Source organism: Streptomyces sp. NPDC025651 (assembly GCF_055558735.1).
On record NZ_JBVHLZ010000002.1, the window covers coordinates 660,220 to 685,223 of the forward strand.

Annotated in this window: 24 protein-coding genes and 1 tRNA gene; 10 read left to right on the forward strand and 15 right to left on the reverse strand. The window is 70.5% G+C overall.

Annotation, left to right across the window (positions count from 1 at the left end; genetic code table 11):
* Positions 1-18 precede the first annotated feature (18 nt).
* Complete coding sequence (locus tag ACZ4D5_RS10980) at positions 19-276, forward strand: phosphopantetheine-binding protein (RefSeq protein ID WP_467772042.1); 258 nt, start codon at positions 19-21, stop codon at positions 274-276.
* Entirely contained in the window at positions 273-1,808 is a 1,536-nt protein-coding gene (locus tag ACZ4D5_RS10985; protein WP_467772043.1) for a condensation domain-containing protein, read from the forward strand. Before ACZ4D5_RS10980 ends, ACZ4D5_RS10985 begins: the two co-directional genes overlap by 4 nt.
* Here ACZ4D5_RS10985 and ACZ4D5_RS10990 read toward each other — a convergent pair.
* The 7 genes from ACZ4D5_RS10990 to pgl form a co-directional block, all read right to left on the reverse strand.
* Positions 1,770-2,414 (reverse strand): HAD-IA family hydrolase, encoded by a 645-nt coding sequence (locus tag ACZ4D5_RS10990; RefSeq protein ID WP_467772044.1) that lies wholly within the window; start codon positions 2,412-2,414, stop codon positions 1,770-1,772. The genes ACZ4D5_RS10985 and ACZ4D5_RS10990 overlap by 39 nt on opposite strands.
* Entirely contained in the window at positions 2,414-3,091 is a 678-nt protein-coding gene (locus ACZ4D5_RS10995; RefSeq protein WP_467772045.1) for a ribulose-phosphate 3-epimerase, read from the reverse strand. The genes ACZ4D5_RS10990 and ACZ4D5_RS10995 overlap by 1 nt, the downstream gene beginning before the upstream one ends.
* A gap of 83 nt (positions 3,092-3,174) precedes the next feature.
* A complete protein-coding gene (locus ACZ4D5_RS11000) occupies positions 3,175-4,266 on the reverse strand; it encodes a DegT/DnrJ/EryC1/StrS family aminotransferase (RefSeq protein WP_467772046.1) in 1,092 nt (363 codons plus the stop codon).
* A gap of 55 nt (positions 4,267-4,321) precedes the next feature.
* Positions 4,322-5,455: a dehydrogenase gene (locus ACZ4D5_RS11005; protein WP_467772047.1), complete on the reverse strand. Its 1,134-nt coding sequence runs from the start codon at positions 5,453-5,455 to the stop codon at positions 4,322-4,324.
* A complete protein-coding gene (locus tag ACZ4D5_RS11010) occupies positions 5,452-6,582 on the reverse strand; it encodes a sedoheptulose 7-phosphate cyclase (protein WP_467772265.1) in 1,131 nt (376 codons plus the stop codon). The genes ACZ4D5_RS11005 and ACZ4D5_RS11010 overlap by 4 nt, the downstream gene beginning before the upstream one ends.
* The gene (locus ACZ4D5_RS11015) at positions 6,579-7,760 is read right to left on the reverse strand and encodes an ROK family protein (RefSeq protein WP_467772048.1); all 1,182 of its coding nucleotides are present in this window, start codon (positions 7,758-7,760) and stop codon (positions 6,579-6,581) included. Before ACZ4D5_RS11015 ends, ACZ4D5_RS11010 begins: the two co-directional genes overlap by 4 nt.
* Positions 7,757-8,599, reverse strand: a complete 843-nt coding sequence (pgl, locus tag ACZ4D5_RS11020) for a 6-phosphogluconolactonase (protein ID WP_467772049.1) — start codon at positions 8,597-8,599, stop codon at positions 7,757-7,759. Before pgl ends, ACZ4D5_RS11015 begins: the two co-directional genes overlap by 4 nt.
* A 20-nt stretch (positions 8,600-8,619) precedes the next feature.
* Between pgl and ACZ4D5_RS11025 the strand changes: the two genes are divergently transcribed.
* Positions 8,620-9,501, forward strand: coding sequence for an arylamine N-acetyltransferase family protein (locus ACZ4D5_RS11025; RefSeq protein WP_467772050.1), 882 nt, complete (start codon positions 8,620-8,622; stop codon positions 9,499-9,501).
* 12 nt (positions 9,502-9,513) lie between these two features.
* Here the strand turns inward: ACZ4D5_RS11025 and ACZ4D5_RS11030 are convergent, their stop codons facing one another.
* A complete protein-coding gene (locus ACZ4D5_RS11030) occupies positions 9,514-10,989 on the reverse strand; it encodes a glycoside hydrolase family 3 protein (RefSeq protein WP_467772051.1) in 1,476 nt (491 codons plus the stop codon).
* A 356-nt stretch (positions 10,990-11,345) separates the two neighbouring features.
* Positions 11,346-11,432, reverse strand: a tRNA-Leu gene (locus ACZ4D5_RS11035).
* 451 nt (positions 11,433-11,883) lie between these two features.
* On the opposite strand from ACZ4D5_RS11035, the gene ACZ4D5_RS11040 reads away from it, so the two are divergent.
* The 6 genes from ACZ4D5_RS11040 (at position 11,884) to pknB (ending at position 20,069) form a co-directional block, all read left to right on the forward strand.
* A complete protein-coding gene (locus ACZ4D5_RS11040; RefSeq protein ID WP_467772052.1) occupies positions 11,884-12,777 on the forward strand; it encodes an FhaA domain-containing protein in 894 nt (297 codons plus the stop codon).
* Positions 12,778-12,787: 10 nt separating this feature from the next.
* Entirely contained in the window at positions 12,788-13,306 is a 519-nt protein-coding gene (locus ACZ4D5_RS11045) for an FHA domain-containing protein FhaB/FipA (protein WP_467772053.1), read from the forward strand.
* 123 nt (positions 13,307-13,429) lie between these two features.
* A complete protein-coding gene (locus tag ACZ4D5_RS11050; protein WP_467772054.1) occupies positions 13,430-14,986 on the forward strand; it encodes a Stp1/IreP family PP2C-type Ser/Thr phosphatase in 1,557 nt (518 codons plus the stop codon).
* A gap of 26 nt (positions 14,987-15,012) precedes the next feature.
* Positions 15,013-16,431, forward strand: coding sequence for an FtsW/RodA/SpoVE family cell cycle protein (locus ACZ4D5_RS11055; RefSeq protein ID WP_467772055.1), 1,419 nt, complete (start codon positions 15,013-15,015; stop codon positions 16,429-16,431).
* A complete protein-coding gene (locus ACZ4D5_RS11060) occupies positions 16,428-17,891 on the forward strand; it encodes a peptidoglycan D,D-transpeptidase FtsI family protein (RefSeq protein WP_467772056.1) in 1,464 nt (487 codons plus the stop codon). Before ACZ4D5_RS11055 ends, ACZ4D5_RS11060 begins: the two co-directional genes overlap by 4 nt.
* Before the next feature lie 168 nt (positions 17,892-18,059).
* Positions 18,060-20,069, forward strand: a complete 2,010-nt coding sequence (gene pknB, locus ACZ4D5_RS11065) for a Stk1 family PASTA domain-containing Ser/Thr kinase (RefSeq protein ID WP_467772057.1) — start codon at positions 18,060-18,062, stop codon at positions 20,067-20,069.
* Positions 20,070-20,151: 82 nt separating this feature from the next.
* Here the strand turns inward: pknB and ACZ4D5_RS11070 are convergent, their stop codons facing one another.
* The 6 genes from ACZ4D5_RS11070 to ACZ4D5_RS11095 are packed head-to-tail and all read right to left on the reverse strand — an operon-like array spanning position 20,152 to position 24,558.
* Positions 20,152-20,883 (reverse strand): class E sortase, encoded by a 732-nt coding sequence (locus tag ACZ4D5_RS11070; RefSeq protein WP_467772058.1) that lies wholly within the window; start codon positions 20,881-20,883, stop codon positions 20,152-20,154.
* A 24-nt stretch (positions 20,884-20,907) separates the two neighbouring features.
* A complete protein-coding gene (locus ACZ4D5_RS11075) occupies positions 20,908-22,197 on the reverse strand; it encodes a class E sortase (RefSeq protein WP_467772059.1) in 1,290 nt (429 codons plus the stop codon).
* A complete protein-coding gene (locus ACZ4D5_RS11080) occupies positions 22,194-22,847 on the reverse strand; it encodes an aminodeoxychorismate/anthranilate synthase component II (protein WP_467772060.1) in 654 nt (217 codons plus the stop codon). Before ACZ4D5_RS11080 ends, ACZ4D5_RS11075 begins: the two co-directional genes overlap by 4 nt.
* Positions 22,844-23,032: a hypothetical protein gene (locus tag ACZ4D5_RS11085; RefSeq protein WP_467772281.1), complete on the reverse strand. Its 189-nt coding sequence runs from the start codon at positions 23,030-23,032 to the stop codon at positions 22,844-22,846. The genes ACZ4D5_RS11080 and ACZ4D5_RS11085 overlap by 4 nt, the downstream gene beginning before the upstream one ends.
* Positions 23,033-23,058: 26 nt before the next feature.
* Positions 23,059-23,760: a class E sortase gene (locus ACZ4D5_RS11090; protein ID WP_467772266.1), complete on the reverse strand. Its 702-nt coding sequence runs from the start codon at positions 23,758-23,760 to the stop codon at positions 23,059-23,061.
* A gap of 27 nt (positions 23,761-23,787) precedes the next feature.
* Positions 23,788-24,558: a DUF881 domain-containing protein gene (locus ACZ4D5_RS11095; protein WP_467772061.1), complete on the reverse strand. Its 771-nt coding sequence runs from the start codon at positions 24,556-24,558 to the stop codon at positions 23,788-23,790.
* Positions 24,559-24,700: 142 nt separating this feature from the next.
* Between ACZ4D5_RS11095 and crgA the strand changes: the two genes are divergently transcribed.
* Entirely contained in the window at positions 24,701-24,958 is a 258-nt protein-coding gene (gene crgA, locus ACZ4D5_RS11100; protein ID WP_467772062.1) for a cell division protein CrgA, read from the forward strand.
* The last annotated feature ends 46 nt before the right edge of the window (positions 24,959-25,004 follow it).

Consider the following 25,004-nt stretch of genomic DNA (forward strand, 5'->3'; position numbering starts at 1 on the left):
CCAGAGCGGAGAAGCACCGTGGACACCCAGTGGACACCGCAGTTCGAGAAAGTCGTCCGGGAGTACCTGCCCCTGCTGGAAGCCGATCACGAACTGCCGTCCGACGCGCGGCTGTCGAGCCTCGGCCTGGACTCGCTCTCCACGGTGCAGCTCATCGTCACCCTCGAGGACACCTTCGAGGTGAGCGTTCCCGACGAGCTGCTCACGCCCGAGAACTTCGCCACGTGCGGCGCGCTCTGGGCAGCCTTCAACCCGCTTCTGCCGTCCGGGTCATGACGGATCCCGTCGCCCTCCGGGAGGAACTCCGCATCCGGGTCACCGGGGAACGCTCCGGCACCGCGCCCCTGACCTGGGCCCAGCGCGTGCAGTGGAACGACACGGAGTGGATGAAGCCGCACGACCACCACTTCAACACGAGCAGGCTCCTGGCCGTCCCCTCCGGGCTCGGCCTCGACGCGGTGGCCGCGATCGTCACCGGCACGCTGCGGCGCCACGAGTGCCTGCGCACCCGGTACGTCGTCGACGCCGACGGCACCCCGTCCCAGGTCCTCGCCGCCACCGCCGAGATGCGCGTGCCCGTCTACCGGACCCTGGTGCCCGACCCGGCGGAGGCGGCCGACCGGCTCCGCGCCCGCCTGCAGGCGCGGCGCTTCGAGCTGGACGCCGAACCGCCGGTGCGGATCGCCGTCCTCGAACACGCGGGCGAGCCCGTGCAACTGCTGCTCGTCGTGTCGCACGTCACCCTCGACTTCTCCGGACTCGCCCTGCTCACCGACGAGTTGACGGCCCTCCTGTCCGGCCGCGTCACCGCGGCCGAGCTGCCGCCGGTGCGCCACCAGCCGTTCGACCAGGCGGCCGCCGAGGCGGAGCCCGCGGCGCTGCGGCGCTCCGCCGCCGCCCTGGAGTACTGGGAAGGCATCCTGCGCGCCGCGCCCCTCACCCTCTTCGCCCCGCCCGTGGACGAGCCCGCGACGGCCGGGGACACCGAACGGCCCGCGCCCGCCACCGAACGGCCCGCGCCCGCCGGGGACGCCGATCTGCCCGAACCGCCCGCCGCGGACGCCGAGCGGTTCGGGCAGATCAGCATGGCGTCGCCCGCGCTCACCCTGGCCACCCGGGCGGTGGCGGGCAGGCTCGGGGTCAGCGGGACCACGGTTCTGATGGCCGCGGTCCACAGCGTGCTCGCCGAACTCACCGGCCAGGACGCGGTGCCGCTCAAACTCATCGCGTCCAACCGCGCGGCTCCCGAGCTGCGCGACCTCGTCGGGATCGCGCTGGGCAGCTGCGTCACCCTGGTCCCCGCGCGTGGCCGCCCCTTCCCGGACGTCGTACGCACGACGGGGCACGCCGCCCTGCGGGCCTACCGCAGGGCGCAGTGCGACCCGGTGGCGCTGGCCGCGCTGCGGGCGGCGGTGAGCGCCGAACGCGGCGTGGCGGACATCGAGTTGGCGTGCGGTTTCAACGACATGCGCCCGACGCGCGCGCCCGAGGCCGGGCGGCAGGACCCCGGCGAGCTCTCCCGGCTCCTGCCGCACACGGAACTGACGTGGGACGGCCACCGGCCCCGCCAGGAGGTCAAGCTCTGGTACTGGGTCCAGGAGGTGGACGGCGTGGACGTCCACCACGCCCTGGTCGACCTGCACCACCTGCCGAAGGAGCGGACCCGGGCCCTGCTGCGGGCCGTCGAGGACGTGGTGGTGACGGCCGCCCTCGACACGACGCCTCCCACCACGCCTCCCACGACGCCTCCCGCCACGTCCCCCTCCGCCTCACCCGACCCGGGCCCCGAGCACCCCTCGCACCTCTGACAGGTGTCCCACCACGGCATGCGCCGCGCCGAGCCGGTCGGCGGTGTGTGTCGTGGTGATCCCCACGACGTACATCCCCGCGCTGCGGCCCGCCTCCACCCCGGCCGGCGCGTCCTCGACGACCACGCACTCCCCGGGACTCGCGCCCAGGGCGGCGGCCGCCGCCAGATAGCCCTCCGGATCGGGTTTGCCGCGGCGGACGTGGTCGGCGGCCACCAGGACCTCCGGCACCGGCAGTCCGGCGCCGCGCAGCCTCCCTGTCATCAGGCCGCTGGGACCTGACGTCACCGCGGCCCAGCGGCCGGGCGCGAGCCCCTCGAGCAGCTCGGGCGCCCCCGGCACGGGCCGGACGAGACCGACCCCCTCGGCCTCCAGCTCCTGGATGCGGGCCAAAACCGCGGACTCGTCGTCGGCACGGAAGAACCGCGGCACGACGTCGCTGTCCCTGCGGCCGTGGCAGACCGCGAGGATCCCCTCCGCGTCCGCTCCGAACTCGGCCGCCACGCGCCGCCACACCTGCACGATCAGCCTGCTGGAGTCGACCAGCGTGCCGTCGATGTCGAACAGGAACCGCGCAGGGGCCCCGGTCGTGGCACCCGCCCCCATCAGGCTCCCGCCGCGGCCGCGCCGAGGGACGCGTACGCCGCCGCCACACCCGCCGGGTCACGGAACAGCGCCGAGGCGACGACCAGGCGGTCCGCCCCCGCCGCCCGCAGCGCCGCGGCACGCTCCGCCGTCACGCCGCCGTCCGCCGTGACCCGCACATGGCCGAGGCCCCGCGCGTCCAGGTCGGCCCGCAGCCTGCGGATCTTGTCCACGGTGTACGGCAGGAAGTCGCTGGTGCCCGGGTTGACCGCCATGACGACGACCTGCTCCACGAGGTGGGCGACCTCCTCGACCGCCGACAGCGGGGTCCCCGGGTTCAGCACGATGCCGCTCGCGATGCCCGCGCTCTCCAGGTCGCGCAGCAGCCGGGCGATGTGCGGGGTGCTCTCGACGTGCACCGACACGAGATCCACGCCCGCGCCCGCGAGTCCGTCGATGTGCTCCTGCGGCCGGGCCACCTGCAGATGCACGTCCAGACGCCGGTCGAAGGCCTTGCGTATGGACGTCACCGCCTTCAGGCCGAAGCTGATGTCCGGCACGAACACCCCGTCCATCACGTCGAGGTGCAGCAGCTCCGCGTCCGTACCCGCCACATCGGCGACAGCCTGCCCGTACCGCAGCGGGTCGGCGCCGAACAGGCCGGGGACGATGGACACTTCAGTGGCTGAATCCGTCAAGGCGATCTCCTCGTCGTTCTCGATCTGGGTTCTCGATCTGGGTTCTGGCTCGGTCCGGCTCTGTCTCGCTCGGCCCGGCTCGGTCAGCCGGTGATCGACCGCAGCGTGTCGGCGACCAGGTCGATGTCCTCGGGACGCATCTCCGGGCGCAGCGGCAGGCACAGCGCGTTCCGCGCCAGGAAGTCGGCGTTCACCAGAGCTGCCGCGTCGAAGGAGTACGCGGCGAAGGCGGGCTGGCGGGCGATGGACACCGGGTAGCGCACGACCGCGTCGACTCCCTTGTCCCGCAGGGCGGCCAGGGTGGCGTCGCGGTCGGGTACGACGGCCTGGTACATGTGGTACACGTGCTCGGGCCCGGCCTCGGGCACCCGTACCCTGCTGCCGGCCAGCGCCGCGGTGCACCGGTCCGCGAGGCTGCGGCGCGCGCTGTTCCACGCGTCGAGGCGCGGCAGCTTGTACTGGAGGACCAGCGCCTGCACGGAGTCCATCCGGCTGCTGTAGCCGATCTCCGTGTGGTGGTTCTGCGCCTCCTGGCCGAGCCCCCGCAGGCGCCGCAGACGGTCCGCGAGCCCGGCGTCCCCGGTCACGGCGGCGCCCGCGTCCCCCGCGGCGGCGAGGTTCTTGGACGGGTGGAAGCTGAAGCAGCCGATGTCGCCGAACGTGCCGACGTGCTGCCCCTTCCAGCGGGCGCCGACGGCCTGGGCGCAGTCCTCGACGAGCACGAGGCCGTGCTCCCGCACCAGGCCGGTGATCCGGTCCATGTCCAGGACCTGGCCGAACATGTGCACCGCGAGAACGGCCTTGGTGCGCGGAGTGATCGCGGCCGCCAGCTGGTCGAGGTCCATCATGTAGTCGGTGTCCGTGCAGTCCACCAGGACGGGGGTGGCCCCGACCCGCGCGATGGCCAGGACGGTGGAGTGGAAGGTGTTGGCCACCGTGACGACCTCGTCGCCGGGACCGACGCCCAGGGCGTGCAGGGCCAGGATCAGCGCGTCCGTACCGGAGTTGAGGCCGATGGCGTGCTCGGCGCCCGTGTAGTCGGCGAAGGCCCGCTCGAACTGCTCGACGGGCTTGCCGAGGATGTAGTCGCCGGACAACAGCAACTCGCGGATCTTCGCGGTGAGTTCGTCGATGTCACTGAACTGGGCCGGGTAGCCGTAGCGCGGAACCAGCATGACTTCCTCTCAGGAGGGCTTTCGGAAGGACGGCAGGGGAGGGGGAAGCGCGGTTTCAGCAGCCGACGGGGACGTCGGCCACCGTGGTGACGATGTCCGGCTCACGGCTCGCGCCCGCCGCCAGCGTGGGGTCGATCAGCACCTTGAGGTGCTCGCCGGGCAGCCGCTCGCCCGGCCGGTCGGCCGCCATGGAGCGCAGCACGGGCCCGGCGGACTCCAGGGAGACCACGTGGCTGAGCACCCGGCCGAAGCGCCCCGCATGGGCACAGAGCAGGTCCTGCGCGCGCCGCAGATGGGCGGGGGAGGTGCCCCGGTGCCCGGTGAGCCCGATCCTCTTGCCCGAGGGCAGCACCACGTCGTGGACGGCGCCCGGCGCCGGCGCCCCGCACACATTGGCCCGGCGCACCGCGTTGAGATCGAGGTCCCCGGTCAGCTCGTGCACGCTGCCGGTGCCGAACCCGCCGAGCAGGTCGACGACCCCGCCGTCGGCCACGGCGTGCGCGGCCTCGGTGAGCGCCGCCCCCGCGGCCTCCCTGGGCAGACAGACGAACGCGGCCCCGGCGGCTCCCGAGGCCCCCGCGCCGGACGCCGCGCCGACGAGCCGGGTGCCGGGCAGGACCTCGCGCCGCCGCAGGTAGTCCAGGCGGTCCTCGCGCCGGTGCACCAGCGTCGTCCCGATGCCGCGCACCTCGCCGACGAGCGCGGCGAGCACGGCGGTGGTGCCGCTGCCCCAGACCGCGACCGTGTCCGGGCCGCCCGCCGCGTCGAGCAGGTCCCAGCCGTAGAGGACGGCGCCCAGGGGCTCCACCAGGACCGCGAGGTCGGCGGGCAGGTCGGGGCGGGCCGGGACCAGGTGCCGCAGGACCGGGCCGTCCGGGCGGGCCGGGTAGTACCGCCGGAAGCACCCGTCGTAGGAGTGCCCGAGGATCCGGTCCTGGTCGTCGGGGTCGACCGGGTTGAAGACGCCCCGCTCGACGCCGGCCGGTGTGCGGTGCTCCACGAGCCCTTCATGGCCGAGCACGGCCGCCGCGTCGGCCCGTACGCCGCGCTGGATCTGCAGGTCCGTCCCGCAGATCCCGGCCCGCAGCACCCTCAGCCGCGCGGTGCCTGCGACCTCGGTGCGGGAGAGCCGCGTGCCTCCGTCGGCCGTACGGGTCCAGGCCAGGTCGGTGGTGGTGGTGTCCGTCATGCCGCCGCCCTCGTCCCGTCGAGCAGCCGGTGCAGGAGGACCACCGCGCGCCGGATGTCCGGCTCGGTCAGGTCGCCCGCGAAGCTGTGCTTGCCGATGCCGATGGGCAGCGGCACGTTCTGGTTCCCGTCCCGGTGCCGGGTGGACTCGGCCAGGGCGTCCCACAGGAACTCCGGCGCGCAGACCGGGTCCCACAGCGGAAGTCCGGCCCTGCGGAGCAGGTTCATGACCCGCAGGGCGTCGGCGGGCGTCTGCAGGCCGCGGTCCACCGCGAGGGCGCAGGACAGCGCGATGTCGATCGACACCGCCTCGCCGTGCAGCAGTTCCGGCTGGGCCGCCATCTCCACCGCCGGGCTGAAGGTGTGCCCGAAGTCCACCGCCCTGCGCAACTCGTGCTCCCACAGGTTCGGTTCGAGCTCTTCGAGCATGCCGTCGATCGCCCGGCGCATCACCTCCTGGCCGACCGCGCCGTCGAGGCGGCGGCGCAGCAGGTCCTCGACGTCCCCGTCGAGCAGGTCGAACAGCACCGGGTCCTTGACCACCGCCATCTTGACGATCTCGGCCATGCCGTTGCTGATGTGGCGGGCCTCCAGGCTGCCCAGGAAGCTCCGGTCGAGCAGCGTGACGGCGGCCGGGTGGTAGGTGCCGAGCCGATTCTTGTGGCCGTGGAAGTTGACCGCCGTCTTGGCGCCGATCGCCGCGTCGACCAGGCCGATCAGCGTGGTCGGGACGCGGACGTACGGAGTGCCGCGCCGGTACAGGCTGGCGGCGAGCCCGACCAGGTCGGTCAGCACCCCGCCGCCGATGGCCACGATCGGCTCCCGGCGGGCGAGCCCGGTGGCGTCGGCCGCGTGCACGATCTCCTCGATCGCCGCGAGCGTCTTGCTCCGCTCCCCGCCGGGCAGGGCCAGCACGCGCGGGGTGACGCCCCTGCCCAGGAAGTAGTCCCGTATCTCCGCTCCCCGCACCGCGTGCACGGCCTCGTCCACCACCACCAGGCGCCGTGCCCCCGCCGCAAGGCCGGCGGCGGCCGCGAGCGCGTCGTTCCCGGGTGCCAGTACGTCCGTCACCTCGGTGACGCGGTAGGTGACGTCCTGACAGGCACGGACGTTCCAGTCCCCATTCATGCTCTGCACTCACTCCCCAGCAGAATTCCCCTTGCGTGGATCCCCGCGCCACGCAGCGCACTGAGGCCGTCCGGCTCCCCTCGGACGACCCTCCGGGCGAAGTAGTCCGGGTCCCGGTCCGACATCCCGTACAGCCCCAGGTCGTCGAGGTTGCGCAGCAGACTCGCCAGGTACGGGTCTCCGAGGTTCTCCACCACCCCGCCGGTGAGCACGGTGTGTTCCACCTCGGGGTTGAGGCAGGCCTGCGCCAGGAGCACCTGCGCCATGGGCCTGGTGACGGCGTCGAGCACCCGGACGGCGCCGGGGTGCCCCGCGCCGACCGCGCCCGTGAACGAGGCGAGCAGGTCGGCGTCCGAGCCCGCCGCCCGTCCGTCCGCACCGCCCCACTCCGAGGCCGGCACGGTGCGCAGGAAGCGGCGGATCCCCTCGCCCGAGGAGAACGCGCCGACGTGGTCGTACGCCCCGCAGTCGCATCGCGCGGTGACCGGCCCGCCGTTCCACAGGAGTTGGGCGGGAAGGTGCCCGATCTCGCCCTGCAGTCCGTGCTCCCTGTCGAACGGGATGCGCCCGGTCGCCAGGTCGATCGTCCGGTACGCGATGCCGGTGCTCACCGTCACCGCGGCCGCCGTCCTGCGCTGGTCCAGGTCCTCCCGGGCGAGGAGCGCGTAGGCCAGCGCGGAGACGTCGTTGATCACTGTCCACCGTATGCCGGGGCGCCGCTCCGCCAGCTCGGCGGCCGGCCACCAACTGGTCCGCTCGGCTCCGAACAGCGGCGCCGCGCCGAGGACTTGGCCGGTCCAGCCGTCCATGGCCGCCCCCAGGGACACCGCGCAGGTGTCGATCGGACCGGACAGCCCGATCCCGTCCCTGGTCTCGTCCCTGATCTCGTCCCTGATCTCGTCCCTGATCTCGTCCCTGATCTCGTCCCTGATCTCGTCCAGGGTCCGCACCAGCCAGTCGACGATCCCGCGCTGCAGTTCGGCCGCGGTCCCCGGGCGGGAGCGATGGCTGACGGCCGGGTCGCGGCGCAGCGCCACGACGTCGCCACCGCCCACGAGCACACCGGCGCGGAACCACGTGCCGCCGAGGTCGAACACCACGACCGGGCGGTCGCTCTCCCGTGCCGCCTCGGCGCTGAAGCCGTCGGCGCGCGCCCCCGTGGCATACGGGCCGGTCACTGCGGTGAGCCGGCCGCTTCGGCGTCGAGCAGCAGCAGGCCGTCGGTGCCGACAAAGGTCCGGGCGGCGAAGGTGTCCTCGGTACCGGCGACCGTCTTGGCGACCGCATCCGTCTTCTGCGCCCCCGTGGCCAGCACGAGGCGGGTGGCCGCGCCCCGCAGCGACCGCAGGGTCTGGGTCATCCGCACGGCGCCGTCCACGGTGGTGGTGACCGTGACGCCCGAGGGGTCCTCGGGGTCGTAGCGGTCGGCGAACAGCGAGGCCAGATGGCCGTCCGGGCCCAGCTGGAGCAGGACGACGTCCGCGCTTCCCGTGGTGGTCAGGGAGGAGAGGAACCCGGCGTACTCCGCGGCACCGGCGGCCGGGTCGTCGGCACGGACGGGCATCGGGTGCCTGCGCGCCTCCGGCACCCCCGCGGGGTCGAGGAGCGTCTCACGGATCATCCGCCAGTTGGAGCCGGTCTCCGCCTCGGGCAGCACCCGGTCGTCGGTCTGCACGACCCGCACCGAGTCCCATGGCACATCGCTTTTCGCCAGCAGCCGGTAGGTCGCCAGCGGAGTATTTCCTCCAGTCAGCGCGACAACACATTCCCCACGCTCTTGAACTGTCTTCCGTACGGCTTCCACGACCGCCTCGACAGCTTTCTCGGCCACCGCTTCGGCAGTCTTCAGGTGGTGCGCAGAAAGCGAACTCAACGTAAAACTCCCGGTCTTGATGGAGGAATTCACTGGACCGGTAGTGACCCTACTGCCGTCGGATCTTTCCGGCCACGCACCCGCTTGAACAGCAAGAATGCTCCGCAATACGGAACACACTGGAACGACTCGACATCGGTTCATACACTGTTACAGTCCCGGCCATGCCAATATCCCGCGTCAATGGATACCTGGACCGGCTCGGCGTTCACGGGCCGATATCGCCCACTTACGAGAACCTGCTGCGACTGCACCGCGCCCACGTGGAGCGAATTCCCTACGAAACCCTGGACTTTCAGCTCGGCCGTGCGCCCGGCATCGACCCGCACCAGTCCTTCGACCGCATCGCGCGGCTGCGCAGGGGCGGCTACTGCTTCCACCTCAACGGCGCGTTCTGGCTGCTGCTCAAGGAGCTCGGCTACCAGGTGGAGATGCACCGCGTCGGCGTACAGAAGGTCGACGAGCCCGTACCTCCGGGCATCAACGCCAACCACATGGCGCTGACCGTCACCGGCCTCCCCGCCCCGCACGTGCCCGAGGGACGCTGGCTGGTCGACGTGGGCCTGGGCTTCGCCTTCCACGAGCCGCTGCCGCTGCGCGCCGGACGGACCGAACAGGGCCCGTTCTCGTACGAGTTGACGTCATCGCCGTTCGAGCCGGACGCCTGGCGCCTGGACCACCACCCGCTGCGCGGCTTCGCGGGCGCCGACATCTCCACCCGGCCGGCGGGCCCCGAGGACTTCGCGGAGCAGCACGCCCATCTGTCCACCGCGCCGGAGTCCGACTTCGTACGGCTCGCCCGCGCCCAGCGCAGGGACGCGTCGGGCACCGATCTGCTGCTCGGCTGTGTCCTCACCCGCATCACCGACGCGGGTGAGCAACAGCGCGAACTCACCACCGCCACAGAGTGGTTCGAGACCCTGAGCACCCGCTTCGGCCTCCCTCTCGACGACCTCGACACCACCGACCGCGAACGGCTGTGGACCACCGTGCGCACCGCTCATGAGGCGTGGCGGCAGAACACACCGAGCCTGTCCGACGCATGAGGGCGCCCTCCCTCACCGCCAGTCCCGCGGCGCCCCCTCCGTGCGCCGCCCGGACAGCGCCTCGGCCGCCGCCACCGCGTTGACGAGGCCCGCGCCGAACGTCTTCAGCACGACCGTCCCCGCGGGCACGGGCACATCGCGGAACCCCATGTCGACCACGACCGCGTCGGGGCGCGCGGCGAGCAGCCCCGCCAGCGCCCGTGCCTGCCACGCGTCGTCGGTCCCCGCCCTGACCACCACGGCCACCGGGACGCCGTCCGGCACCGCGATGTCCGCGGTGGCGGTACCCGGGGCCACCGCCACCGAACCGGCGGCACCACCGAGCCTCTCCAGCACGTCGGCCAGCCCCCAGGGCACGGTGCCGCAGGAGATGTTCGGCTCCGGACGCAGCTCGACGACGAAGCGCCCGCCGGGGTCCGGCAGTGGCCCCCGCACCTCGAGGGCGCGCCGGGCGGCCACGAGCCCGACCGGGCTCAGGTCCTCGGCGGGGCGGTCGGGCGCCCCGGTCCACTCCCGCAGCCCCGCCACCCGCTCGGCGGCCTCCTCCAGCCTGGACAGCGTGAGGGTGCCGTCGGCGAGGGCCCGGCGGACGCTGTCATGGATCTCGGCGCAGATCTCCTCCCCGTCGTCCGGCCCCAGGATCATCAGGTCGACGCCCGCGGCCCACGCCCGCACGGCCGCACCGCCGAAGCCGAGCCCGGCCTGCGCGGCCTTCATGTCGAGCGCGTCGCTGATCACCACGCCCTCGAACCCGAGCTCCCCGCGCAGGATGTCGGTCATGAACCGCCTGCTGAACGTGGCGGGGGTGCCGTCGATCGCCCCGACGACGACGTGCCCGGTCATCACCGCCTTGGCTCCCGACTGGACCGCGGCCGCGAACGGGGAGAGGTCGCGGGCGCGGAACCGCTCCTCGGACGCGTCCACGGCGGGCAGTTCGAAGTGCGAGTCGACGGTGGTGGACCCGAGCCCCGGGAAGTGCTTGACGGTCGCGGCGACCCCGTGCCGCTGGAGCCCCTCGACGAAGGCCCGGGTGTGCACGGCCACGCGCGCCGGATCGGAGTGGAACGAGCGGGTGCCGAACACCGGAAGCTCCGGCCCCGGGCAGACCTCCGCACAGGGAGCGAGGTTCACCGAGATCCCCGCGTCGATCAGATCGGCGGCGATGGCCGACGCCACCCGCGAGGTCAGCTCCGGGTCGTCCACCACACCCAGGGCGAGATTGCCCGGGTAGTTGCTGCCCCGGTGGTACTCGGCCCTGGTGATGTCACCGCCTTCCTCGTCCAGGGCGATGATCAGGTCCGGACGGTGCGCCCGCAGCGGCCGCGTGACCAGCTCGCGCACCTGCCCGCCGAGCAGCCCGAGGTTCGCGCCGAACAGCACGATGCCGGCGAGCCCGTCGTCCAACTCCCGTTTCAGCCAGTCGGCCGGCTCCGCGCCCCCATAGGCAGGCAGCAGGCAGGAGTTGACCAGGGTCGACACCTCTGTCATCCACGTCTCCTCAGGGGAACCGGCGGTGGTCTGGACCAAAATGGACCGGACCAACTGACGCTGTCAACGCCCTCGCGCCCCACACGGACGCCCCAGGAACACGGACCACCGAGGCCCACTCCCCGGGAAGGTTGAACGCTTGCGTACGTCTCGGCCGGAACGCGATCCTGGATGCCCCGCCGGGGGTGGACGCTCCACCGGCGGTGGACGCCCCCTCACAGCGACAGGGCCCCGACCGTGAGATAGCTCACCGTCGGGGCCCTGTGTGCGCTCTCCGGCCGAAACCGGCCCGAAACGCGAGAAACGGGCCCCACCAGGACTCTCGTCTCTGGTGAAGACCCGTTCATCGGTTCTTCTGGTGCGCGAGGGGGGAGTTGAACCCCCACGCCCTTGCGGGCACTGGAACCTGAATCCAGCGCGTCTGCCTATTCCGCCACCCGCGCATTGGGTGTTGTCTTCGGGCTTCCCGCCGTTTGGGGCGAGCGCCTGCCGACATCCAGAAGATTAGCACGCTGCAGAGGGTGGATTCACATCCGTATGCGCGGGCACCTGCCCAGGGGACCGGCCCCGCACCGGCCGGGACCCACCGCCGCCCCCGGCCGAGCTCACCGGGGTCCACAGCCAGGTGCGGGACACTGGCTTGGAGCCCCCTCTACGATCCCTTGTAAAAGGAGGCTCGAGCAGGCGTCCCGAGCAGCTGCCCGGAAGGGTTCCGGGGCCGGAGATCAGGGCTTCATCAGGGAGCCCTGGGAGGATCCGCGGACCCTGGTGCGGGCATGCCTTGTGAGAGGCGACACTCGTCGACTGGGCGGACAGGGGGAACCAGCCGATTTCCCGGCGCGTGGATACGATCAGTAAGCAGTACCAGGATGACTACGACGGAGGAGGTGCCCCATGGGAGTCCTGAAGAAGTTCGAGCAGCGACTTGAAGGTCTGGTCAACGGCACCTTCGCCAAGGTGTTCAAGTCCGAGGTCCAGCCCGTCGAGATCGCCGGCGCCCTCCAGCGGGAGTGCGACAACAACGCGACGATCTGGAACCGCGAGCGGACCGTCGTCCCCAATGACTTCATCGTGGAGCTCAGCGCCCCCGACTTCGAGCGGCTGAGCCCGTACTCGGGCCAGCTCGGCGACGAGCTCTCCGGCATGGTGCGTGACTACGCGAAGCAGCAGCGCTACAGCTTCATGGGCCCCATCAAGGTCCACCTGGAGAAGGCCGAGGACCTCGACACCGGCCTGTACCGCGTGCGCAGCCGCACGCTCGCTTCCAGCACCTCACAGACTCCCGAGCGCGCCCCGGCGGGCCCCGGCCCGAGCGGCCCGACGGGTCCCGGCCGCGGCGCGAGCGGCGGCGGCGGTGGCTACGGCTACCCGCCCACCGGCGCCCCCGGCGCGGGCGCACCGCCCATGCCGGCCGCACCGCCACCCGGCGGCGCGGGCCACCCGGGCGGTCAGTCCCCGGCTCCGAGCAGACCCTCGGGTCCCGGTGCCGGACCACTTCCGGGCGCCCAGGTGCGGCGCTGGATCGAGATCAACGGCAACCGCCATCAGATCTCCCGCCCGACGCTGGTGCTGGGTCGCAGCACCGACGCCGATGTGCGGATCGACGACCCCGGCGTATCCCGTCGGCACTGTGAGATCCGGACCGGAACGCCCTCGACGATCCAGGATCTCGGGTCTACCAACGGCATCGTGGTAGACGGGCAGCACACCACCCGCGCTACGCTCCGCGACGGCTCGCGGATCGTCGTGGGCAGCACCACCATCATTTACCGGCAAGCCGAAGGGTGAAGCGGGGGCAATGTCAGAGCTGACCCTGACGGTCATGCGGCTGGGTTTCCTGGCCGTTCTGTGGCTGTTCGTGATCGTGGCCGTCCAGGTCATCCGCAGCGACCTGTTCGGTACGCGCGTCACCCAGCGTGGTTCGCGCCGTGAGGCGCGGCCGCAGCAGACCGGCCGCCAGCAGCAGGCCGCACCGCCGCAGCAGCGCCAGCAGCAGGGCGGTGGTGGCCGCCAGCGCCGCGGCGCCCCCACCAAGCTGGTCGTCTCCGAGGGCATCCTCGCCGGGACGACGGTCGCGCTGCAGGGCCAGACCATCACGCTGGGCCGTGCGCACGACTCCACGATCGTGCTGGACGACGACTACGCCTCCAGCAGGCATGCCAGGATCTACCCGGACCGTGACGGCCAGTGGATCGTCGAGGATCTCGGGTCCACCAACGGCACGTATCTCGACCGGACCCGACTCACCACCCCGACGCCCATTCCGCTGGGCACGGCGATCCGCATCGGCAAGACCGTCATCGAGCTGCGGAAGTAGTACGACAATGAGCGAGCGGAGCGAGCGAGCCGGAGCGGCTGTCCAGGGGCTGGACGCCGGCGCGCTCCCGACCGGAGGGTGGGCACCGTGCGGATGTACCCGGAGCCGACGGGCGAGGTGCGCATGAGTCTGTCTTTGCGTTTCGCCGCCGGATCGCACAAAGGCATGATCCGGGAGGGGAACGAGGACTCCGGTTACGCCGGACCGCGTCTCCTCGCGATCGCCGACGGCATGGGGGGCCAGGCCGCGGGCGAGGTGGCCAGCTCCGAGGTGATCTCGACGCTCGTCACCCTCGACGACGACGTACCGGGCTCGGACATCCTCACCTCGCTCGGCACGGCCGTGCAGCGGGCCAACGACCAGCTGCGCCTGATGGTCGAGGAGGACCCCCAGCTCGAGGGCATGGGCACGACCCTGACCGCCCTCCTGTGGACGGGGCAGCGCCTCGGCCTCGTCCATGTCGGCGACTCACGCGCTTACCTCCTGCGGGACGGCGTGCTCACGCAGATCACGCAGGACCACACCTGGGTGCAGCGCCTCGTCGACGAGGGCCGCATCACCGAGGAAGAGGCCACCACCCACCCGCAGAGGTCCCTCCTCATGCGCGCGCTGGGCAGCGGCGACCACGTCGAGCCGGACCTCTCCATCCGCGAAGTCCGCGCCGGCGACCGGTACTTGATCTGCTCGGACGGCCTCTCCGGAGTCGTCTCGCACCAGACCATGGAGGACACCCTCGCCTCCTACCAGGGCCCGCAGGAGACCGTGCAGGAGCTGATCCAGCTCGCGCTGCGCGGCGGCGGCCCCGACAACATCACCGTGATCGTCGCGGACGTCCTGGACATCGACAGCGGCGACACCCTCGCGGGCCAGCTCTCCGACACCCCCGTGGTGGTCGGCGCGGTCGCCGAGAACCAGCTCCAGGCGCAGGACGACGGCGCCATGCAGACGCCCGCGGGCCGCGCGTCGGGCCTCGGCCGCCCGGTGCCGCCGCAGACCCCTCATGGACAGGGCGGCGGCTTCGGCCCCCCCGGCAGCGGCGACACCACGGGGTACGTCCCCGAGGGCGGCTTCGGGGCGTACGACGACGAGGACTTCATCAAGCCCCGCGGCGGCCGCAAGTGGCTCAAGAGATCCCTGTACGGGGTACTCGCGCTCGCCGTCATCGGCGGCGGTCTCTACGGCGGCTACCGCTGGACCCAGACCCAGTACTACGTGGGCACCAAGGACGAGCACGTCGCCCTCTACCGCGGCATCGACCAGGACCTGGCCTGGGTCAGTCTGTCGAAGGTCGAGAAGGACCACCCCGAGATCGAACTCAAGTACCTGCCGCCGTACCAGCGCAAGCAGGTCGAGGGCACCATCCCCGAGGGCGACCTCGACGCGGCCCAGAGCAAGATCGAGGAGCTGGGCCGGCAGGCCTCCGCCTGCAAGAAGGACGCCGAGCGCCGCGCGGTCGAGCGCGAGAACAACGCCAGGACCGGCGAGGGCGAGGCGGGCGGCACCACCGGCCTCCGCAAGGCCCCGGACCCGACCTCGTCGACGTCGCCGACCGACAAGGGCGACGCGAACGACAAGAACAACCCGAACGACAAGAACAAGTCCGAGAAGCCGACTCCCACACCCGGCCCCAGCCTCTCCGAGGATGAGCAGAAGCTGGTCCCGCTGTGCGGTAAGCAGTAAGCAGCCGTTGGGGGCCTTTGCACGCCATGAGCAGTACTACACACACGTCGACGATCGGCGCGATCGGTGCGCCCAGCCGGCGCAACACCGAGCTCGCGCTGCTCGCTTTCGCGGTCGTCATCCCGCTGTTCGCCTACATGAACGTGGGGCTCGCCCTCACCGGTGAGCTGCCCACGGGCATGCTCGGCTACGGCCTGGGCCTCGGCATGCTGGCCGGCGTCGGCCACATCGTCGTACGCAAGTTCGCGCCGTACGCCGACCCGCTGCTGCTTCCGCTGGCGACGCTGCTCAACGGCCTCGGTCTGGTCGTCGTCTGGCGGCTCGACCAGTCGGAGAAGCTCCAGCAGCGCGCCGAGGCGCAGTTCGGCGCGTTCAGCCCCTCGGCGCCGAACCAGCTGATGTACTCCGCGATCGGCGTCGCCCTGTTCGTCGGCGTGCTGCTCCTGCTCAAGGACCACCGCGTCCTGCAGCGCTACACGTACATCTCCATGGTCGGCGCGATCGTCCTGCTGCTCCTTCCGCTCGTGCCGGGCCTCGGCATGAACGTGTTCGGCGCCAAGATCTGGATCCGGGTCGGCGGTTTCTCCATCCAGCCCGGTGAGTTCGCGAAGATCGTCATCGCGATCTTCTTCGCCGGATATCTGATGGTGAAGCGGGACGCGCTCGCCCTGGCCAGCCGCCGCTTCATGGGGCTCTACCTGCCGCGCGGCCGTGACCTCGGCCCGATCATCGTCGTCTGGGCGATCTCGATCCTGATCCTGGTCTTCGAGACCGACCTCGGTACGTCGCTGCTGTTCTTCGGCATGTTCGTCGTGATGCTGTACGTCGCCACGGAGCGCACCAGCTGGATCGTCTTCGGTCTGCTGATGTCCGCCGTCGGTGCGGTCGGCGTGGCCTCGTTCGAGCCCCACGTGCAGCAGCGTGTGGACGCCTGGCTGAACCCGTTCGCCCCGGAGACCCTCGCCCAGACCGATCAGATCGCCCAGTCCCTGATGGCGTTCGGCTCCGGCGGCGTCCTCGGCACCGGCCTCGGCCAGGGCAACTCCGACCTCATCGGCTTCGCCGCCAACTCCGACTTCATCCTCGCCACCTTCGGCGAGGAGCTCGGCCTGGCCGGCGTCATGGCGATCCTGCTCATCTACGGCCTGATCGTGGAGCGCGGCGTCCGCACGGCGCTCGCCGCCCGCGACCCGTTCGGCAAGCTCCTCGCGATCGGCCTCTCCGGAGCCTTCGCCATCCAGGTCTTCGTCGTCGCCGGCGGCGTCATGGGCCTGATCCCGCTCACGGGTATGACCATGCCCTTCCTGGCGTACGGCGGTTCCTCCGTCATCGCCAACTGGGCCCTGGTCGGCATCCTGATCCGGATCAGCGACACCGCGCGCCGCCCCGCACCGTCCCCCGCACCGAACCCCGACGCCGAAATGACCCAGGTGGTCCGACCGTGAACAAGCCCCTGCGCCGGATCGCGATCTTCTGCGGGCTGCTCGTCCTCGCCCTGCTCGCCCGGGACAACTGGCTCCAGTACGTCCAGGCCGACACCCTCGCGAAGCACGAGAAGAACCGCCGCGTCACCATCGAGCGCTACTCCCAGCCGCGCGGCGACATCATCGTCGACGGCAAGCCCATCACCGGCTCGAAGGCGACCCCGGGCAGCGACCTGAAGTACAAGCGCACGTGGAAGAACGGGGAGATGTGGGCCCCCGTCACCGGTTACTCCTCGCAGCGCATCGGCGCCAGCCAGCTGGAGAGCATCGACGACGGCATCCTCACCGGCAACGACGACCGGCTCTTCTTCCGCCGCACCCTCGACATGCTGACCGGCGAGAAGAAGGAGGGCGGCAATGTCGTCACGACCCTCAACTCCGCCGCGCAGAAGGCCGCGTACGACGGCCTGAAGAGCAAGGGCAAGGGCGCCGTCGCCGCGATCGACCCGTCGACCGGCGCGATCCTCGCGCTGGCCTCCACTCCGTCGTACGACCCGGGGACCTTCGCGGGCAACACCGACAAGGAAGCCCAGCAGTTCCTCGACCTGGACAAGAACAAGGACAAGCCGCTGGTCAACCGCGCGCTGCGCGAGACCTACCCGCCCGGCTCCACCTTCAAGGTGGTCACGGCGGCGGCGGCCCTGGAGCACGGCCTCTACGACAGCATCGACGAGAAGACGGAGTCCCCGCTTCCGTGGACGCTGCCGACCACGCGGACCCCGCTGAAGAACGAGAACAACATCCCCTGCAAGAACGTCTCGCTGCGTGAGGCGCTGCGGATCTCCTGCAACACCGTCTTCGGCAAGATCGGCTCCGATCTCGGCAAGGACAAGATGCTGGAGACGGCGAAGAAGTTCGGCTTCAACTCCGAGCAGTTCGTCCCCGTCCGCTCCAACGCCTCCAACTTCCCCGAGGACATGGACAAGCCGCAGACCGCGCTGTCCTCCATCGGCCAGTTCGAGACGGCCACGACGCCGCTGCAGATGGCCATGGTCGCCTCCGCGATCGCCAACGACGGCACGCTCATGGAGCCGTACATGGTGAGCGAGCTGCAGGCGCGCAACCTCGACGTCATCGAAAAGCACTCGCCCAAGGAGATGAGCGAGCCCCTCTCGAAGGAGAACGCCCAGAAGCTCCAGGAAATGATGGAGACGGTCGTCAACAACGGCACCGGAACCAACGCCAAGATCCCCGGCGTCACCGTCGGTGGAAAGACGGGTACGGCTCAGCACGGCGTCGCCAACAGCAAGAACCCGTACGCGTGGTTCATCTCGTACGCCAAGACGGACTCCGGTTCGCCGGTCGCCGTCGCCGTGGTCGTCGAGGACAGCGACGCCGACCGGGGTGACATCTCCGGTGGCGGACTCGCCGCGCCCATCGCCAAGAACGTGATGAAGGCAGTCATCGAAAGCAAGAAGTGACCCCCATCACGCTCCCTCCACATCGGTGCACGTTGCGGTACCGGTCCGGTATCGGGTGACGGTCGCGTCCGGGTCACGCAAGTCGAGCCGGGTACGGTATGCCCGGACAGCACACCGCCGGACCACACAACGGTGCGGTCGGGACCGACGGAGAGGGCTGGATTAGCTATGGAAGAGCCGCGTCGCCTCGGCGGCCGGTACGAGCTGGGCCAGGTGCTCGGCCGTGGTGGCATGGCCGAGGTGTACCTCGCGCACGACACCCGGCTCGGTCGCACCGTGGCGGTGAAGACGCTGCGGGTGGACCTCGCTCGTGATCCGTCCTTCCAGGCCCGGTTCCGCCGTGAGGCCCAGTCGGCCGCCTCGCTCAACCACCCGGCGATCGTCGCGGTCTACGACACCGGCGAGGACTACGTCGACGGGGTCTCCATCCCGTACATCGTGATGGAGTACGTCGACGGCTCCACGCTGCGTGAGCTGCTGCACTCCGGCCGCAAGCTGCTGCCGGAGCGGGCCATGGAGATGACGATCGGCATCCTCCAGGCCCTGGAGTACTCGCACCGCAACGGCATCGTCCACCGCGACATCAAGCCGGCGAACGTCATGCTGACGCGCAACGGCCAGGTCAAGGTCATGGACTTCGGCATCGCCCGTGCGATGGGCGAGTCCGGCATGACGATGACGCAGACGGCCGCGGTGATCGGCACGGCGCAGTACCTCTCGCCGGAGCAGGCCAAGGGCGAGCAGGTCGACGCCCGTTCGGACCTCTACTCCACCGGCTGTCTGCTGTACGAGCTGCTCACGGTCCGGCCGCCGTTCGTCGGGGACTCCCCGGTCGCGGTCGCCTATCAGCACGTACGGGAAGAGCCGCAGGCCCCGAGCGTCTTCGACGGCGAGATCACGCCCGAGATGGACGCCATCGTCCTGAAGGCCCTCACCAAGGACCCGGACTACCGCTACCAGTCGGCCGACGAGATGCGGGCCGACATCGAGGCCTGCCTCGACGGCCAGCCGGTCGCCGCCACCGCCGCCATGGGCGCGGTCGGCTACGGCGGGACCGACGGCTATGGGGCCGACCAGCAGACGGCGATGCTGCGCCCGCAGAACGGCGGCGGCCAGACGTCGATGATGCCGCCGGTCAACCCGGACGACGGCTACGGCTACGACGAGGGCCGCGGCCGCCGCCAGAAGAAGAGCAACACGTCGACGTGGCTGCTCGTCCTCGCGGGCGTCCTGGTCCTGGTGGGCGCGATCCTCATCGGGAAGTGGGCGTTCAGCGGGGGCGGCGGCGACAACACGACGAAGGCGCCGAACTTCGTGGGCGAGACGTACAAGGAAGCCCAGAAGTCGGCGGAGAACGTCGGCCTGAAGCTGGAGATCGGCAAGCGCGAGCCGTGTGAGAAGTACCCGAAGGGTGAGATCTGCGCCCAGGACCCCGGGGCCAACACCGAGGTGAAGAAGGGCGACACCATTTCGGTGACGGTGTCGACCGGCTCTCCGAAGATCATGGTCCCTGATGTACAGGGCCTGAGCTTCGAAGAAGCCAAGAAGATGCTCGAGGACAAGGGCTTCAGCAACATCGAGCAGGAGACGCAGGAGTCCGACCGGACCCCCGGCAAGGTCATCGGCCAGGACCCGGAGGGCGACACCAAGGCGGAGAAGAGCGAGACCATCACGCTCACCGTCGCCAAGGAGAAGAAGCAGGAACTGGTCCCCGACGTCACCGGCCTCGACTATGAAGCCGCCGCGAAGCGGATCACGGACAACGGCTTCACTCCCGCACGCTCGGACGTAGCCAGCGAGGACGTCGAGGAAGGCAAGGTCATCAAGACCACGCCCGCCGCCGGCACCCCGGCCGACCCCGGCTCCACCGTCACCGTCCAGGTCGCCAAGAAGGCCGAAGAGGCCACGGTCCCACCGCTGACGGGTCAGAAGCTGAAGGACGCCCGCAAGGCCATCGAGGACGCCGGTCTGACGGTCGGCACCATCACGGGCCCGCAGGACGACGACGCCCTCGTGGTCCTGTCCACGCCCAACGCCGGCGAGAAGGCGGCCCCGGGCACGGCGGTCAACCTGACCACCGCGGGCGGCAGCGGCAACGACAACGGCGGAAACGGCGGTGACGACGGCGGCGGAGGCGGCTTCATCGAGGGCGCCGGCGGCTGGGGTCGCCACGACTGACCCCACACCCCGAACGTGAGAGAGCCCCGGTACCGCTGAGCGGTACCGGGGCTCTCCCGCGTTCTCGTCACACGCGTACGCGCTACTCCAACTCCGCCGGAGGCGTCCGCTTGTTGTCGACCTTCTCGATCCGCTCCAGCTCGCCCCAGACGATGTAGCGGTAGTTGGACGTGTAGACCGGCGTGCAGGTCGTCAGCGTGATGTAGCGGCCCGGCTTCTTCTTGCCCGATTCCTTCGGGACGGGGTCCAGGACCCGCACGTTGTACTTCGAGGTCTCGGGCAGCGTCGCGTACACCTTGTAGACGTACCACTTGTCCCGGGACTCGTAGACGATCGCGTCGCCCTTCTTGATCTTGTCGATCTTGTGGAACTTCGCGCCGTGCCCGTCACGGTGCGCGGCCAGCGTGAAGTTGCCCTCCTTGTCCTGGGGAAGGGCCGACTTGATCGGGTCCTTGTAGTAGCCGGCGACGCCGTCGTTGAGGATCTTGCTGGTCGTGCCCTGCTTGACCAGGATCTCGCCGTTGCCCATCGCGGGGACGTGCAGGAAGCCGATGCCGTCCTTGGTGTCGATGCTGCCGGGGCCGCCGGCCCAGCGGTCGCGCACCCGGTCGCCCTGCTTGTGGGCCTCGCGGTCCGCTATGACGTTGGTCCACCAGAGCGAGTAGACAACGAACAGGCCGAGCACCAGGCCCGCGGTGATGAGGAGTTCACCGAAGACGCTGACCGCCGTGGCGATGGGGCCGCGGCCCCGCTGCCGTGGCGCGGGCACGGGCGCCTCGGCCTTCTTCTCGTCGTGGTCGGTCGTGGCTGCCACTGGATCTGCCCCGTTCTCACACTGCTAGTTGACGAGCGCGCTCGGCTTTCCCTTGCTGCGCGGCCGTTCCTCGACCATCTTGCCCCAGACGATCATTCGATACTTACTCGTGAATTCCGGGGTGCAAGTGGTCAGTGTGATGTACCGGCCGGGTTTCGTGAAGCCGGATCCGGGCGGAACAGGGCTGATCACACCGATGTTGCCGGGGCTGGTCTGCGGCAGGATGCTCGCCATCTTGTAGACGAAGTACTTGTCCTGCGTCTCTACGACGATCGGGTCGCCCGGCTCCAGACGGTTGATGTAGCGGAACGGTTCGCCATGGGTGTTGCGGTGGCCCGCGACCGCGAAGTTGCCCTGCTTGGCTTCCGGCATCGCGGTCTTGGTGGCGCCCTCGTTGTAGTGGCCGACCATGCCGCGGTCGAGGACCTTCTGCTTGTCGATGCCCTCGGCGACCGGCACGACGACGTCGAGGCGCGGAATGTGCAGCAGCGCGAAGCCCTGGCCGGGCTCGAAGGCCCCGGGTTTGCCCTTGCCCTTCGCCCAGCTCTCCTGGAGGTCGTGGGCGGCGCCGTCCGCCTGCTGCTGGGCCCGGATGTTCGTCCACCACAGCTGGTACGTGACGAACAGAAGCATCAGGACGCCGACGGTGATGAAGACTTCGCCGAGCCCCCGGCTGATGACCGCGCCCGGCGACGGCCTGCGGGCGCGCTCCGCACGGCGGGCCTCCAGGCGGGAGAGAGGGGCGCCCTGCGAGGGCGGCGCGGGGCGTGTGCCGCCGGAGCGGGTGCCGCCCTTCTTGGCGGCCTTGCGGCGAGCAGCCCGGCCCTCCGTGGGCCGCTCGGGCTCCGGCTCGGCTATTCGGCGGGTGTCCTCGGTCCGCAGCGCCACCGTCTCGTCGTCGGGTATCGGCTCGTACGCGGCTGAGGGGCGCTCCGGGGCGTACGCGCCGTACAGCTGCTCGTACGTGGGCTCGGCCGTCTCCGCCGTCTCCTGCGGCTGCGGCTGCGGCTGTGCCTGCTCCCCGTACCAGTCCCGGGCGTACCCCTCGGGGTCGTACCACTCCTGTTCCTGGGGCTCCGGCTTCGGCTCCGCGGCGGGCCCGCTGCGGAACCACGGAGAGGGGTGCTGCCCCGGCAGAGGATCGGTCAGCGGGTCGGCCAGATGATCGACGGCCGACTCCAACGCACCGCCGTCCAACCCACCGCCCTCCGCCGCCCCGCCGTCCCCGGAAACGACGCCACCCGCGCCCCCCTGCGCGTCACTCGCGTCGTACGGGGCTCCGGAGGAGTCGCGCTCGGGGCGCAGGGCGGTCACGCCGTGGCCCTGCCCACCACCGGGGCGAGCCCGCTCGATCGCTCCACGGCACCGGTGTCGCCGCACTCCACGAGCCAGTTGGCGAGCATGAGGTGGCCGTGCTCGGTCAGCACCGACTCGGGGTGGAACTGCACGCCCTCGACCGGCAGTTCGCGGTGGCGCAGGCCCATGATGATGCCGTCCTCCGTGCGCGCGGTGACCTGGAGCTCCGCCGGGACGGTGGCGGGCTCGGCGGCCAGCGAGTGGTAGCGGGTCGCGGTGAACGGCGACGGCAGCCCCGCGAAGACGCCCTTGCCCTCGTGGCGCACGAGCGAGGTCTTGCCGTGCAGGAGCTCGGGGGCGCGGTCCACCACGCCGCCGTACGCCACCGCCATCGACTGCATGCCGAGGCAGACGCCGAAGACGGGCACCCCGGTGGCGGCGCAGTGCCGCACCATTTCGACGCAGACGCCCGCCTGCTCCGGGGTGCCGGGGCCCGGCGAGAGCAGGACGCCGTCGAAGCCGTCCTGCGCGTGCCTCAGCTCGACCTCGTCGTTGCGCAGGACCTCGCACTCGGCGCCCAGCTGGTACAGGTACTGGACGAGGTTGAAGACAAAGCTGTCGTAGTTGTCCACGACCAGGATGCGGCTGCGGCCGCCGGCGGTGCTCACTGGCCGTCCACGGTCACGTCGTTGAAGGGCAGCAGCGGCTCGGCCCACGGGAAGACGTACTGGAAGAGCACGTACACCACCGCGAGGACGAGCAGCAGCGAAATCAGCGCCCTCACCCATGCGTTTCCCGGCAGATGCCGCCAGATCCAGCCGTACATGCCGTCCCTTCCGTCGCGTACGACCAAGGCCTCCCTCGCCGTACGGCACCAGACTAACGGCGCAGTGCCTCCGGTTTCCCGGCCTCCACAGGCTGGGTGGCATCCAGATGTGCCCAGACGATCAGCCGGTGACTGTGGCCCCACTCTGGTTCACAGGTCGTAAGGGTGAGGTAACGTCCCGGGCCGTCATAACCGGATTTGCGCGGGACCGGATCAATGACACCGATGTCGCCGGGGAGCGTCTTGTACGGCTTCTTGTCGATGCGGTACGTGAACCAGGTCGTGCCGTCGGTCAGGACGACGGCGTCGCCGGGGCGGAGCTCGGGGAAGTCCTTGAAGGGGTCGCCGTAGGTGCGCCGGTGGCCCGCCACGGAGAAGTTGCCCTTCTGCCCGAGCCGGGCGGTGGAGGCGTAGTGGCCGAGCCCCTTCTTGAGTACGTCGGTGCCGGTGCCCTGGAGCACGGGCTTGTTCCACGTGAAACCGAACCGCGGGATGTACATGACGGCGAAGGGCTTGCCGTCCTCATAGGCGGCGGGCTTCTTCGGGGCGCTGTCGACGGCGTCGCCACCACCGCCGCCGCCCGTGCCCGTGGGCACGGAGCCCTGCGCCCACTGGTCCTGCAGCTTGTCGATCTCGCCGTCCATGGCGTTGTCGGCCTTCACGCCGGTCCAGAACAGGACGTACACCACGAACAGCACGATCAACGTGCCGACGGTGATGCACAGTTCGCTGAACGTCCTGACGAGCACACGCACCGACACAGGACGACCCCTCCCTGGGTGCTACTCCATGGACTTCGCGTAGTGGAGATCCACTGTGCCGGAGTAGCCGGGAAGAGTCACCGCCCCGTCGTCGTCCACTTTCCAGCCCAGGCCGTACGCGTTGACGTACAGCATGTAGTTCTGGATCTCGGGGGACGCGGCGAGGGCGTTCTTGAGCTTGTCGGGGTCACCGACCGCGGTCACCTTGTACGGCGGGGAGTAGACGCGGCCCTGGAGGATCAGGGTGTTGCCGACGCAGCGCACGGCGCTCGTGGAGATCAGGCGCTGGTCCATGACCTTGATGCCCTCGGCGCCGCCCTGCCAGAGGGCGTTGACCACGGCCTGGAGGTCCTGCTGGTGGATGACCAGGTCGTTGGGCTGGGGCTCGGGGTAGCCGGGCAGCTTGGCGGTGGCGTTGGGCGGGGCGTCCGCGAGGGTGACCGTGACCGCCTTGCCGCGGAGCTTCTTGGTGCCGGCGTTCTCTTCCAGGGCCTTGAGCCGCGCGTCGTCGGCCTTGGTGCTGCCGTTGTCACGCTGAGCGAGTGATTCGACGTCGTCCCGCAACGATCCGTTGGACTCGTCGAGCTCGCCGTTCTTGTGGCTGCGCTCCTGAATGAGATCGGAGAGTTTCAACAGGGAGGCATCGGTACGGATGTTGGTGCCTTTGGCCGTGTTGAAGCTGGTGAAGAAGATCAGCCCGGCGAGTGCGAAAACGGCACCCGTAAGCACCCGAACCGGACGCCATCGGGGGCGACGACCGGCACCTTTGTGGGAGTCGGCAGAATTGCTCAACGTACCCTTATCTCCTTCAGCGCCGCGGAAGCACTACGCTAACGGACGCCCGGGGGAGGCCTCAGCTCCCCGTAGCGTCCCGCCCGGCGCCAGACCACAGTTACCTGCGCGGCCACGCAGCGCATCGACAGGAGAGACCCTCGTGCCGAAGTCACGTATCCGCAAGAAGGCAGACGACTACACGCCGCCGCCCGCGAAGAAGGCGACGAACATCAAGCTGACCAGCCGCAGCTGGGTGGCGCCGGTGATGCTGGCGATGTTCATCATCGGCCTCGCCTGGATCGTCGTCTTCTACGTCACGGACGGAAAGCTGCCGATCGACCCGTTGGGCAACTGGAACATCGTGGTCGGCTTCGGCTTCATCGCGGCGGGATTCGGCGTCTCCACGCAGTGGAAGTAGGCCCCACGGCGTAGAGCACAGGCGCTCCACGCACAAGCCTTGCCCT